This is a genomic window from Algoriphagus mannitolivorans DSM 15301 (assembly GCF_000429425.1).
GTDB lineage: Bacteria > Bacteroidota > Bacteroidia > Cytophagales > Cyclobacteriaceae > Algoriphagus > Algoriphagus mannitolivorans.
The window spans coordinates 436,726-450,440 of sequence record NZ_AUBV01000004.1 but is presented as its reverse complement, the minus strand read 5'-3'; the positions used below and the strand labels follow the sequence as shown (position 1 = coordinate 450,440).

Sequence of the window (13,715 nt, the reverse complement as noted above, 5' to 3'; positions counted from 1 at the left end):
CCACCAAAACCACTGATTTTATGTAATTCTTTATTTCACTTAACACAACCCTAGCTATGAAAAATGTAATTGGATTAACCCTTATCGTCTGGATACTCATGTCCTGCCAAAAAGAATCACGGTACACCCAACAGGCGCCGGAAATCGAATCCGTAAAGGCAATGTTTGCGGCCTATAATGCAGGAGATTATGAAGCTCAGCGGAAATTTTACGATGCCAATGCGGAGATTTTCATAAATGCCCCTGAAACAAAGCCTACTACCCTTGATCAGGCCATTGCAGATATGAACAAGGATAAAGACCTCTTCAACAATGCCCAAATTACTATTCAGGAAGATGCCATCGAGCGAGTGATTACCGATAAAGGAGAGATTTGGGTAAATGTCTGGGGAGAATGGAAAGCAACCTTGGCAGCAACAGGAAAGGAGTACCTCTTACCATTTCATGAGACTTTTCAATTCATGGATGGGAAAATCGTCAAGGAATTCGGGTATTGGGACAATAGTCCTATTGTGCAAGACATGATGAAGGCAGAAATGGCCAAAGCCTCAGCAGATTCTACGATGAACCAATAACCCTGATTTCTCAACAAATTAGGCAATGGCCAAGAAAATCTTTTTAAGCCTGCTATCGGTGATGGTGGTCTTGATTCTGGGTCTGTTTGCATTTGTAGAAGCCTCTTGGGATAAAACCTATGATATTCCCCTTCCACAACTTCAAACCAGTACCGACTCAGCCGTAATCGCAAGAGGTAAATACCTTGTCCATGGTCCGGCTCATTGTTCCAACTGCCACGTAGGAAGCGTGGATGAAATGATTGCGGCGGATGCTGGACAAGATATTCCTCTGAAAGGCGGTGTAGCATTTCCTTTTGGGCCTTTGGGAACCCTGTATGCTCCTAATTTGACTCCGGATCCCAAAACAGGGATTGGAAGATTCTCCGATGGCCAGATTTTCCGGATGATGCGGCATAGTGTGAGACCTAGCGGCATGGCTTCCATTCCCTTGCTGATGCCTTTTTCGAATATGGCAGATGAAGATTTGATCGCTGTGGTCTCTTACTTAAGATCCATGCCTCCCATAGAAAATGAAGTCCCTCCTTCCCAATGGACTTTAATGGGTAAAATCATGAAGTCCTTTATGCCTATTTTCAAACCTATCCAAAATCCAAGTCCTCCCTCCCAAGCTCCGGCCATGGCTCCAAGTATAGAGAGGGGAGAATACATCGCTCGCTATGTAGCCAATTGCGTCGGATGTCATACCGAAAGGGATTTGACAACTTATGATGCCATAGGGCCGGAGTTTGCAGGAGGAATGGAATTTGAGCCAGATCCTGCACTCAACATGGCTGTGGGGGAGGACCCTGAACTTTGGATCAAGACTCCCAACATAACCCCCGATCCAGGAGGTGCCTTTGCCAATTTCAAAACCCCAGAAGAATGGAAATCACGGTTTAGGCAAGGAAGGACCATTAAAATCTCCCCTATGCATTGGGGCCCATTCTCGAGAATGAGTGATGAGGATATCGAAGCCCTTTATCTGTATCTGAAAAGTTTGGCGCCGGTACCTCATGAAGTAGAACCTTTGGTTTACAAAAAATAGGAGACTTGTTGTACCAAGCTTATTTGGAAAAAAGAGAGGTCGACTGATGAAATCGACCTCTTTTTGTTTACTAATCAAAAGACTTAATTCTTCCCGTTCTTAAAGCTGTAATCCGGATAAGCTGGGGGATTCGGCACAGGTCGAGGATCCTTTTGAATCAATTCCTTCAAATGCTCTATCGCCGCATCCAATTGGGCATCTTTTCCTTCGAAAGTCGCCTTCGGCAGATTGATGACCTCGATATCAGGAATAAAGCCCACTCCCTCAATTAACCACTCGACATTTCCTTGGTTGTTGTCCTCACCAACCACTCCATACACCCCCATCATCGGAGCTCGGGCAATTCCATTATCTGAAAGCGTATTTACCCCGGAAAGCCAAACCTCACCTCCCCAAGTCCTGGCACCGATCGATTTCCCCAATTCCAGCCTACGGAATCCTTCTGCAAAGGCTTCTCCATCGGAAGCAGTAAACTCATCCACGAGCAGCACCAAATGGCCGCGGAAGGCATACTGCATATTCCAGTAAGGCTCCCCGGCTCGGGATTTCCAATAGAAAAAGGCCTCTCGCATCAGTTTTTCCAGAATAAAGCTGTCAATATTTCCCCCTCTGTTATTTCGGACATCGATAACCAATCCCTTTTTCTTGAACTGAGGGTAAAAATCCCTATACCATTGCGAAATATCTCCTGCAGTCATCGCACGTAAATGCACATACCCGATATCTCCGTTTGATTTTTCCTCCGCCATCAGTCTTCGGGTATATTCCCAGTCGTTGTATCTCAAATTGCTTTCCTGGCTGGAACTCATGGGCTTCAGAATAAAATCTCCCTTTTGGGTTCCGTCGGATTTAACCACGGCAATTCTCACCTGCTTACCTGCCTTATCCCGAAGCAAAGACTGCATATCCGGAACCTCCATGACCGAAACCCCATCAATGTGAGTGATTACATCACCTTTCACCAAAGCTATACTTGGGTGTGCCAAAGGCGATCTTTCATCCGGATAATCCGGGTCACTTTGATAGATATAATCCACCTGATATCCTTTCAAGGATTGGTTTTTTGAAAACCTGCCTCCCAGCATTCCGAATTGGATTTTATCCTCTCCCTCGCGAATATCTCCTCCACGAACGGAGGTGTGCAGCACACTCAGTTCCCCGACCATTTCTCCGATGACATCAGAAAGCTCTTCCCGGGTAGTGACCCGATCTACCAAAGGCAGATATTTCTCGTACATCTTTTTCCAATCTACCCCATGCATTCCGGGATCGTAGAAATAATCACGCTCCATTCTCCAAGCATCGGTAAATATCTGTCTCCAGTCTTCTCTGGGGCTCACGCTGAATTTCCATCCATTAAGATCCAAGCGGTTTTTGGATAAGTCGGAAATCGGGGAAGTGCCCAATTCGGCCACAAAATGCGAAGAACCACTGCGAAGCAGCACAAACTTATTGTTGGCAGAAGTGACATAGCTGTTGATTTTATCAGCAAAAACCTTGGTCTCCGGCTTTTCCCCGATTGTGGTCATCATCAAAGCCGGATTATCCTCTGAGGAAGCCCCTCCACCATAATAGACTCCTGGCCCAGGTCCTACCCGGTGGTAGTAAAGTGCCTTATCGGTAACAATCAGATTTTTATAGTCCCCGGCAGGTATCGGCACCTCTTGGACTCTTTCGATCAGCCCCTTTTCCTCTATGGTTACAGCAACAGGCCCGTTGGATTTCTTTTCCTCCTCCACTTTCAGCTCGTTTTTGGGAGTGAAAGGAGAAACCAGCCCTGACTGAAGCGGAATATGATAGATTTTCATTTGCTTCTCCCAAAAAGGCTCCGGCTGACGCTGTCCCCAAGGTGCGCCTACCCGAGAATCAAAATTCCGGTCCGAGAGAAAATAAATCCATTTTCCATCGGCGCTCCATTGGGGAGACATGCTATTGGTTCGGTCCGAGGTCAAGACAATCCGCTTAGAAGTCTCCGGATTGAAGACAAAAAGTTGCATAAACGTATTGGATGCTGCCTGACCAAAAGCTAACCACTTACTGTCTGGGGACCAGGCCATCGCCCCATTGATATCTTCTTGGTTGACGGAGGCTTTTACAGCTTTTCCAGTGGCAATATTCATCACCCATAGATCATTTTTCAGATCATACCAAGCTAGCCATTTGCCATCGGGAGAAGGCTTGAGTCCAAACCTCAATGTCTCTCCGTTGCTTGTCAGCTTTTTCCCTTGGTCAAGCCCCAAGCCCGAATATTGATGGATTTCAAACTCCCCACTTTCATCCGAAAAAGAAAAAACCTGCTTAGAATCTGAGGAAAAAACAGCGTCTCGATAGCGAACCCTGTCCTTTTGACTTAAGCGAAGCATTCTCCCGTCTTTAGCAGGAAAGACAAATACCCTTCCCCTTGCCGTCAAGACCACTTTTTCACCATCATTGCTGATGTCCGAATTGGTAATAAAGGAGGCGGGATTATCGATCCAGTTTTCTCTCAACTGATCAAAATCCGAAACCAGTCGTATGGGAATGAGCTTTTCCATGCCTGAATCCAGCTGATGCACGTACAAATCAGCTCCTGCTCTATAAACAAGCGTGTTTTGAGATAGACTGAATTCTCTGACATCAAAGCTATTCTGACGAGTATGCTGCTTAATATCTGTTCCTGATTCGTTCATGGACCAGATATTTTGGATTCCATCCCGGGAAGAAATGAAATAAACTCGCCCTTGATGATGAATGGGATGATGGTCCTCACCCCGATAGTCCGAGGTCAATTTGATGGCTTCCGCCTGACCAGAGGTATATTTCCACAGCTGTCGTGCAGTGCCACCTTGATATCTCTTAGTCACATTGTTATGAAAAGTCGGCCGAACAAAGAAGAACGTCTGTCCACTGGGGTCAAAGCTTCCTTCAGCAGCCATTTCCAAAGGAAGGAGTGCCTTATTTCCATTTTCAATATTGTACACAAGGGTATTAAGTCTGGGCAAGGTGGAGTATTGACTCGTCACATAAGCCACTTCGGTGTTGGATTTCCAACTGGTAGGAATTGAAGCTGAAGGCTCATAAGTCAATCTCCTTGGAATGCCACCCGAAATAGGAATCAGGTAAACTTCAGTGGGCCCTTCGTAGGAAGCCGCATAGGCGATCCATTTTCCGTCAGGAGAGATTTTGGGATAAGACTCATCTCCGGGATGGGTCGTCAGGCGGGTGGCCATTCCTCCGGAAAGAGGAGCCCTCCAGATATCTCCTTCGGCTACGAAAACGAGGGTGTTTTCATGCACATCCGGATGCATGAAGTAGCCGGGAGTGCTTTGGTTAAACCCGATCAATGGGGATAGTAGGGCAAAAAGAAAAAGCGTAAATTTTTTCATGATCATTCTATCATTTGGTCTAGCGGAACAATTGGGAATTTAGGAAAAATAAAAAGGTATACCGGATGAATTTATTTTAATGAATCCTTAGCTACTGCTATTGGTCAAGTGAATTTTTCAGAATAATTTAAGAGGAACAAAGTCTTGATATAAAAGGATTTGAATGAATAAATCCTTTGAAAACGGTTAGTACTCCAATTAAGATTTTGATTTACTTCATTTCCACCAAACTAGTGCCTATACACATTTCTATCTATTCTTCTTCTATGACACTTTTTAGAAATAAGATTTCCTCAGCCGTTTTATTTGTCATACTAGTTTATTTTTTAACAAAGCCCAATGTCAGTTTTTCCCAGTCTGGATTAGAACAGGTGGGCAGGCTGCCAGTCACTAGCTATTCTGCTGAGGAGTATGGCGGATTTCCTCAAGTATGGGCAACCATTCAAAGTAAGGAGGGGCTGATGTATTTTGGAACTGGCCAAGGCCTACATGAATACGATGGGGTATCTTGGAGATCTATTTTTGATAGAAAAATTTCTTCAGGCGTACGCAGCTTTGCCCAGGATGAAGAAGGTAGAATTTTTTATGGAGGGTTTGACTTCGGATACTTAATGACCAACCCAAACGGTGAAACCAAACCCATTTCTTTGCTTCACTTATTAGGAGACCAATTACAATCAAGTACTGAATTTCGCGCTATAAATTTCCTAAATGGGTTTCTATTTCTTCAAAACTTGAATCAATTAATCAGAATTGAGCTTTCGGAAGACTTCACGTTGAAATCACTAAGGACTTGGACTGCAGAGAATTCTTTTATTTATAGTTTCGTTCAAAATGGCAACTTTTATGTCCATCAATATGAACGGGGACTTTACCAGTTGGTAGCAGATGAGCTTCAACTTGTGCCCGGAACAGAATTTCTTGGAAAAGACCGCTTCAGGATTATGCTTCCATTTAAGAGTGAAAGTGGTAATATTTTTCTATTGGGAGGTTTTTCCACCGGGTTTTATCTTTTCGATGGGACTACCCTAACCAAATTCCCAACCAGCGTAGATCGGATCCTTAAGGAAGAAGGCGCTGGGAGTCTATATCATGCAATTCCTTTTCACGGGAATTACCTCCTTGCTTTTACCGGTGCAGGAATAGTCCTAATGAGTCCTTCAGGAGAAATCCTCAACCGATTTGGTACCGAACAGGGTTTACCTTCTAATGTCGTGACCAGTGTATACCTGGACCAAGGCCAAGGACTATGGGCAACTACCGAGGATGGAATGGCAAGAATTTCCATAGATTCTCCTATCCAAACCTTTGGAAAAGAATTCGGAATTACCTCAGCAGTCTACGCAATTCAAAAACAAGGTGGGGAGTTCTTTTTAGGCACTTCCAATGGACTGCTTGGATTTGATGAGGAAACCAAAACCTTCAGATCAATTGAAGGAATTCCTTCCAACCAGACTTTCAGTTTGATTCGTGACGGGAAAGACTTAATCGTGCCCGCAGGAGGAGAGTTGAAAGTATACCGTGCGGGTAAAACCATCCCATTAGAATTTCCGATAGATGGAAGCCGCCCCATAGCATCCTTCATTCCAAAAAGAAACCCCAACATCTTATTAGTCAGCACCAATACAGGACTGTTACTTTATGAACGTGGACTTTCCAAAGACTTTCCTTGGGAATTGAAAGGGCGAGTTCCTGGCATTGGTCCTGCAAATGAGTACTTTTTTGAAGGAAAAGAGGGGACGATCATTATTCAAGGCCTAATGGGAAAATTATATGCTCTTGACCTAAAGGAAGGCCTAATAGAATCCTTAGGACCTGAGTCCATTAGCTCGAAAGAATTTGATATATCAAATTCAACTACTTACTCCAAGATTGATGGAGAATTGTATATCAAGACATCAGAGGGCATGCGAAAGTTTTCGGAACAGGAAAAGGACTTTTTACCCACGGATGCCTTTGAGGAAGTAGAATCAGAAATTTGGGATTTCAACCAAGATAAATCTGGAATAATCTGGTTTGAATCTACCTCTGGGAAAAAAATAGTCCTCAAAAGGAATGGACAAGGGAAATATATAAAAGATAATGCACCCAATTCCATCGCCCCATATCTAAGTCTATATGACTTTATGGATGAAGACAGCATCCGATGGTTTGGCTCTCCCAAAGGTCTGATTCGCTATGACGCCAAGAAAGACCATCCCAATCAAAAACCGTTTTTCACCTTAATCCGTCGTATAGAAACCAAAACGGATACAATTCCCTTGCCTTTTTATGGAAGAAAAAAGGATTTGGCTCCTGTAGAAAGAACCGAAAATTCTTTCCGCTTTGAGTTTGCAGCCCCTTATTTTGAAGACGAGAAGAAAACCAAATACCAGACTTACTTAGAAGGCTTTGATCCGGAATGGGTGGACTGGAATGATAATCGCTTTAAGGAATACACCAACCTTTCTCCAGGAACCTATACTTTCCATGTCCGGGCGATGAGCTACACCGGAAGAGTCAGCGAAGAGGCTGTTTATTCCTTTATGGTCTTGGCTCCATGGTATGCCACATGGTGGGCTTGCTTGATTTATGCCTTCCTTATTGGAGGGCTGATTACCGCTATTGTCAAATGGCGCTCCAAAAAGCTCAAAGCTGAAAATCGCCACCTCGAAGACCGAGTGAAGGAGCGTACAGTAGCATTGGAAAAATCTCTAATGGAACTTCAGTCTACCCAAGCTCAACTCATTCAATCCGAAAAAATGGCATCGCTCGGGGAACTCACTGCCGGTATCGCCCATGAAATTCAGAACCCTCTCAATTTTGTCAACAACTTCTCCGAGCTCAGCGTGGAGCTTATCGAAGAATTGAATGAAGAAATCGAAAAAGGTGATTTTGAGGAGGTAAAGGCACTTGCCAGCGATCTTAAGGAGAATCTATCCAAAATAGCCCACCATGGAAGCCGTGCTGGATCTATCGTCAGAGGAATGCTCCAGCACAGCAGAAAAAGTGAAGGAAGTAAAGAAATCACGGACCTAAATCAATTGGCGGATGAGTGTTTAAGACTGTCATTTCATGGCATACGAGCCAAAGACAAATCCTTTCAGGCTGAGTTTAAACTTGAATTAGACCCCAACCTCCCTAAATTAAATGTGGTGACCCAAGAAATTGGCCGGGTTTTAATCAATTTGATAAACAATGCTTTTTATGCTGTCAATGAGCGTAAAAAAGTTGAATTAAATGAATACTCTCCCCGAATCCTTATTTCCACCAAGTACTTAAATGGAGATGTGGAAGTCTCTATACAAGACAATGGCCTAGGAATTCCAGCTGAAATCAAGGAAAAAATCTTCCAGCCATTTTTTACTACCAAGCCAGCCGGAGAAGGTACAGGTCTAGGCCTCTCCTTGAGCTACGACATCATCAAAGCACATGGGGGTCAGTTAAATGTCAAAAGTGAAGTGGGAGTAGGAACTGAGTTTACCATTATCTTAAAATGATAATGAAGTCGGCAACCGAATTTTCTTCCTGGTAATAATGCTGTTCTGTCTATCCTTATTTCGAAACAATGAGTCTTTATGGATTAAACCTTCATTGATGGCAGTCTAATACTCATTTTCTGATGGATTGAATAGCCGAAGGACTTATCTGAACACCGGAGTGATTCTTTAAGATTTTAAAGGATTTCTTCCCCCGATTAGCCTGTTATTAATTAAATGAAGTCGATTCCTGATTTCCAGAACAACAGAAAAAAGTCTATGACAACGATAATCCCGGCAAAGCCATCTCCAAAAGTTACCCTGCATTACTTGTGGAATTAATTCCTGCAGACTGGGCAATCGATTAAAACTCAAAGGTTGAACCTCCACTCGTCCTTCAAATATTTGCCTTGCACTTATCCTTGATTTTGGAATTGGCTATTTAATTTGCTTTTTGGGAGGTGAGAAAAGATTATTTTTCTCAATTATCACATGCATTTTCTCTTCAAATTCCCAGATTCTCTTAACTTTTGAACTACAAAATCAACCTATGAACGAATTCAAAAATTATACTGTCCCTTATCAACCAGCCCCGGAATATTCCAAGTCTGTGGCCTATTTTTCCATGGAATTTGCCGTCCATCAACCTTTGAAAATCTACAGCGGTGGACTGGGATTCCTTTCTGGATCACATTTGCGCAGTGCTTATGAGCTCAAGCAAAACCTGATTGGAATCGGGATTCTCTGGAAGTATGGCTATTATGACCAAAGCCGGAATCATGACCAAACCATGAAAGCTGAATGGTATGAAAAGACCTACAGCTTCTTGGTGGACACCGGGATCAAATTCACAGTACCGGTTCACAATCAGCCTGTCTGGGTAAAGGCCTGGTATCTTCCCCCTGACACTTTTAAGTCGGCACCTCTCTTTTTGTTAAGTACCGATCTTCCGGAAAATGATTACTTGAGTCAGACCATTACCCATAAGCTTTATGACTCGGATACTGCTGCCAAAATCGCCCAAATGATGATCCTGGGTCTTGGTGGAGCCAAGCTTTTGGAAGAGCTGAATTTCAATCCTGATGTCTATCATCTCAATGAGGCTCATGGGCTCAGTAGCGTTTTCTATTTATTGAAGAAATTCGGCAGCAAAGAAGAAGTCAAAAAAAGGCTGGTGTTTACCACACATACCCCAGAAGAAGCCGGTAATGAGAAACATGATTATTTCCTTCTGGACAAGATGAGCTTTTTCTATGGACACTCCATCCAAGAAGTCCAAAAGCTCACCGGAATGGAAGGCGGCACCTTTAACCACAGCTTGGCTGCTTTGAGGTTTGCAAGGGAAGCGAATGGTGTCAGTCAGCTGCATGGAGAAGTAAGCCGAAAAATGTGGGGAGATTATCCCGATGTCCCGGAAATCAAAGCCATTACAAATGCTCAAAACTGGAAATATTGGGCTGACAAGCAACTTTACCGGTTTATGGAGGAAGGGGACAATGAGGCTTTTGACGACCGGAAAAGATACTTGAAAAAAAGAGCTTTCGAAGTAGTCGCAGACCAAACCGGCAAGCTGATGGATCCGGATGTTTTAACCATTGTGTGGGCAAGGCGATTTGCTTCCTACAAAAGAGCCGAACTCATCACCCGGGATCTAGAAAAATTCGAAGCATTGGTCAACAACACCCAACATCCTGTTCAGATCATCTGGGCAGGAAAACCATATCCTATGGATTATGGGGCCATTTCGATTTTCAACTCGCTCGTTCATTTAAGCAAGCGATATAAAAATGTGGCAGTCTGTGTGGGCTATGAGCTTTCACTCAGCAAGCGACTCAAACAAGCATCTGACCTCTGGCTCAACAATCCAAGAGTACCCAGAGAGGCTTCCGGTACTTCGGGAATGACTTCCGCCATGAATGGCTCCGTCAATTTCAGTACTTACGATGGTTGGATATGCGAATTTGCCCGGCATGGAGAAAACTCCTTCATTATTCCCCAAGCAGATTATCATAAACTGAGCATTCAAGATCAGGATGAGTGGGACTTGAATCATATGTATGAAATTCTTCAAAACGAAATCTTGCCACTTTATTACAGCAACAAGCGGAAGTGGAGAGATATCACCCAAGCGGGAATGACCGATGTCCGATACGAATTTGAAAGCGACCGAATGGCGAAGGAATATTATCAGATGATCTATAAATGAATCAAAATGGACCGGGAGGATGAATTCCGGTCTTTTTTTAAAAAGTGATCACAAAATGGGCGCCTTCTCCGGGAGAGCTGAAAACCTCCACTTTCCCTCCCATTTTGGTGACATGATGATGCACTAGATATAGCCCAACGCCTTTACTGTCCTGATTGGAATTAAACTTCTCCTGAAGGCCAAAAACTCTGTCACCGACTTTCTCTAAATCCATCCCAATCCCGTTGTCCTTCACATGAAGCCTCTTTACTTGAGCCGATTGGTCGGTCCAAATCTCGATGGAAGGAGGTAAGTCTTTCTTCGCGTATTTGATGGAATTGGTCAATAGATTCAAGAGAATACTTTCCAGCATAACCCGGTTAAAATCCACTTCTTCGAATTGAGAGAAGTTATATCGCACCTCGGCTTTGGAATCCCGGATCAAGTTAGGGATTGAATTCATCACAGATTCCAGAGTATCTACCAAGTTGATCTTTTCTTTTTTGTTTTGAAGGGCACTGTCACCTATCAGTGTATCCACGTAGGAGTTGAGTGTGGATTTTAGATTCTGGCTGGAAAGCTTTAAGATTTCGAGAATTTCTACAGTCTCTGGATCTACTATTTTGCTGGTATCCAACAGCCGAAATGCCGAAATAAGGTTGTTTACAGGAGTTCTTAGGTCATGGGAAGTCATGTAAGAAAACCGTTTTAGATCTTCATTGATCTGGGTCATTTGGGCAATGAGCGCATTTCGGTCCGCTTCCTGTCGCTTTTTGTGGGTGACATTTTTGGCAATCGCAAAAACCACCTTTTCCTCCTCCAAAGGCATGGAAGTCCAGTAGAGCCAGACGATTTCACCGGATTTGGTTAGATACCTATTTTCGAAATAATAAAGCGGATTGGACCGATGCAGCTGCACCCGCACTTCTTCGGTAGTCTTTTGGTCATCCGGATGGACAAATTCATTGATAGGCTTGCTATATAACTCCTCTTCGGTATAGCCCAAGGTATTTACGACAGCGGGATTGATCCGCTTGAAATACCCATCATATCCTGCAATACAGAATAAGTCAGGAGAAAGGTCAAAGAATAACTCGTAGTTAAAAACAGGCGCTGGCATAAAAATTCAATTAGTCCAAATTACAAAGCTTTGGATATCTCCAATCTAAAATTTTATTAATGGACAAATAAAATTACACAATCCCCCCCCGAATAAGCTCTTAGGGGTTATTGCATTTTAATTCAAGGCCTTAGGTTTTGGATCTTTCCTTACTTAATCCGGTAAATTTTCCCCTGATTTTTGCTCATGATATACACTCTCTTTTCGGCATCAATCCCAAATTTCAAATCCACTCTTCCGCCAACGAGCTCTTCCATGGTCATCTCCTTTCCTTCAAAAATCACCTTCAGACTCTTGACTTCAGGAGATGGTTTTTGATTCAAATCGGCAAAAAACAAACGCCCGGAAAGAATATCGCCAAAGAGGAATTTCCCTTTGAGAGGTCCGTAAGGCATAATATATCCGGCAAAAATCGCCGCAAGTTCATCATGCTCCATTTGAATCAAAGGATAGGTAATCCCTAGTTTGTGATCGTCCTCAGGCAAAGGAAAAACTTTTCTGAAGCTTCCATAGGGATTGATTACAAATGTCCCTTCCCGAATCGGCCAGCCATAGAATTTGCCCGGCTGCACCAAATTCAGCTCCTCGATCGTATGCTGCCCAATATCGGTAGCATACATCCTTCCCTCCTGATCCCAGAATATCCTGTTGGGGTTGCGGAATCCGTAGGCATAAACCTCCCCGGCTTTGCCTTCTTGTTTAGCAAATGGATTGGAAGGGGGAATACCATATTGGCCATTCATTGAGTTTTTCCCAGCAGGATCAATTCTCAAAATACCGGTATAAAGCTGTCGGGCTTGATTGTGGGCAATGTTTGGAAATCCCCTTTCCGCCGAGGCTCCGTCTCCATACCCGATGTAAAGTAGTCCGTAATCTTCGTCACCCTTTTTGGCATTTGGATTAAAAGTAAGCTCCTGCATTCCATGCGCTTGGGAAGGGTTATCTACTCGAAGCAATTCTCTGCCGATTCCTTCGAAAGTTTTTGCAGCCGGGTTGGTTGCTTTCCACTCAGTGAGAACCCATTGCATAAAAACCTGAAGACTGTCTGTATAGCCGACATCTGAGGGTTTGGTCCCTCCGGGTTCGGTGTGTGCGGTATAAAACAATCCATTGTTGACAAACTCCGGATGAAAAGCAAAACTCCCCAAGCCTGTAGCCCATCCCGGCTTACTGACCAAGTCAGGTCTGAGCTGAAGGAGATTCATGTATAGTACCGGCTTGCCCTCGATCATTTCATACAATCCGATTCTCTGATCATTGATGAACAAACGCTTGGAGACAGCTTCTGGCTCCATTTTGGTCATTTTGGCCATCGGAGGAACTGTATCTGATGCTGGCAATTGGGCTACAAATTCAAGCTCAAGCCGGATTCCTGAATCTTGAATGGCAGGCTCGATCAGGTTTACCACCGCATCCGCATCTGTGTCAGGTATGACCATTTCAAAAGTATGGAGATAGCTCAAGAGCGATCCTATTTTTTCATCGCCCAAATGGGCAAAAGAAGGCATGACGGATTTATACTTTGCCAATAATTCCAAGGCTCTGGCATCCTGCGCTTCTAATTTTGCTTGGGGGTTTTTAATAAAATCCCGGATCCAGGAACTTTCCACTTGCCGGGTCAGCCCACTCAAATTTGGGCCAATCGCGTTTGCATTAAAATTATGGCAGGTACTGCACTCCTGCTCAAAAATCGCTTTTCCCTTGAGGATTTGATCTTGAGCAGTGGAAATATCCTCTCCAAATTTTTCGCTTTCCTTGCTAGAACACGCAAGAAAAACCCCACCAAAAAGCAGAATAGTTAGAAGCCTAGAAATCATAAGAAATACTACGGAATACCGGAGGTTAAATTGAGTTTCAACCGAAATTATGCAAATACTTCTTGTGATTAAGAGGATTACAAATAAATGAGCTGAAATTTTACGGAAAGGAATCCGTGAAAATGAATCTATAAAAAAGCCGGACCCTTAGCTAAAAGGAGTCCGGCT

General features: G+C 43.6%; 7 protein-coding genes. 4 read left to right on the top strand and 3 right to left on the bottom strand.

All coding sequences use genetic code 11. The annotated features are described in order from the left end of the window. The first annotated feature begins 56 nt into the window (after window positions 1–56). Together G458_RS0104600 and G458_RS0104595 are read left to right on the top strand one after the other, a co-directional pair. A complete protein-coding gene (locus tag G458_RS0104600; protein WP_026950866.1) occupies window positions 57–575 on the top strand; it encodes a nuclear transport factor 2 family protein in 519 nt (172 codons plus the stop codon). Window positions 576–600: 25 nt separating this feature from the next. Beyond that, the gene (locus G458_RS0104595; protein WP_026950865.1) at window positions 601–1,602 is read left to right on the top strand and encodes a c-type cytochrome; all 1,002 of its coding nucleotides are present in this window, start codon (window positions 601–603) and stop codon (window positions 1,600–1,602) included. An 83-nt stretch (window positions 1,603–1,685) separates the two neighbouring features. On the opposite strand, the gene G458_RS0104590 is transcribed toward G458_RS0104595, so the two are convergent. Beyond that, the gene (locus G458_RS0104590; protein WP_157359699.1) at window positions 1,686–4,967 is read right to left on the bottom strand and encodes a S41 family peptidase; all 3,282 of its coding nucleotides are present in this window, start codon (window positions 4,965–4,967) and stop codon (window positions 1,686–1,688) included. Between the two features lie 266 nt (window positions 4,968–5,233). Between G458_RS0104590 and G458_RS21855 the strand changes: the two genes are divergently transcribed. Continuing rightward, the gene (locus tag G458_RS21855; protein WP_169719252.1) at window positions 5,234–8,446 is read left to right on the top strand and encodes an ATP-binding protein; all 3,213 of its coding nucleotides are present in this window, start codon (window positions 5,234–5,236) and stop codon (window positions 8,444–8,446) included. A 529-nt stretch (window positions 8,447–8,975) separates the two neighbouring features. After that, window positions 8,976–10,631: an alpha-glucan family phosphorylase gene (gene glgP / locus G458_RS0104580; RefSeq protein ID WP_026950863.1), complete on the top strand. Its 1,656-nt coding sequence runs from the start codon at window positions 8,976–8,978 to the stop codon at window positions 10,629–10,631. A 37-nt stretch (window positions 10,632–10,668) separates the two neighbouring features. Here glgP and G458_RS0104575 read toward each other — a convergent pair whose 3' ends face one another. Further along, window positions 10,669–11,730 (bottom strand): PAS domain-containing sensor histidine kinase, encoded by a 1,062-nt coding sequence (locus tag G458_RS0104575; RefSeq protein ID WP_026950862.1) that lies wholly within the window; start codon window positions 11,728–11,730, stop codon window positions 10,669–10,671. A gap of 149 nt (window positions 11,731–11,879) precedes the next feature. Next, window positions 11,880–13,547, bottom strand: coding sequence for a PQQ-dependent sugar dehydrogenase (locus tag G458_RS0104570; protein WP_026950861.1), 1,668 nt, complete (start codon window positions 13,545–13,547; stop codon window positions 11,880–11,882). Between the last annotated feature and the right edge of the window lie 168 nt (window positions 13,548–13,715).

What these genes read in the sequence shown, in the direction of transcription:
- glgP (WP_026950863.1), top strand. Translation starts at nt 8,976, where the DNA reads ATGAACGAATTCAAAAATTATACTGTCCCTTATCAACCAGCCCCGGAA.
- G458_RS0104600 (WP_026950866.1), top strand. Translation starts at nt 57, where the DNA reads ATGAAAAATGTAATTGGATTAACCCTTATCGTCTGGATACTCATGTCC.
- G458_RS0104570 (WP_026950861.1), bottom strand. Translation starts at nt 13,547, where the DNA reads ATGATTTCTAGGCTTCTAACTATTCTGCTTTTTGGTGGGGTTTTTCTT.
- G458_RS0104575 (WP_026950862.1), bottom strand. Translation starts at nt 11,730, where the DNA reads ATGCCAGCGCCTGTTTTTAACTACGAGTTATTCTTTGACCTTTCTCCT.
- G458_RS0104590 (WP_157359699.1), bottom strand. Translation starts at nt 4,967, where the DNA reads ATGAAAAAATTTACGCTTTTTCTTTTTGCCCTACTATCCCCATTGATC.
- G458_RS0104595 (WP_026950865.1), top strand. Translation starts at nt 601, where the DNA reads ATGGCCAAGAAAATCTTTTTAAGCCTGCTATCGGTGATGGTGGTCTTG.
- G458_RS21855 (WP_169719252.1), top strand. Translation starts at nt 5,234, where the DNA reads ATGACACTTTTTAGAAATAAGATTTCCTCAGCCGTTTTATTTGTCATA.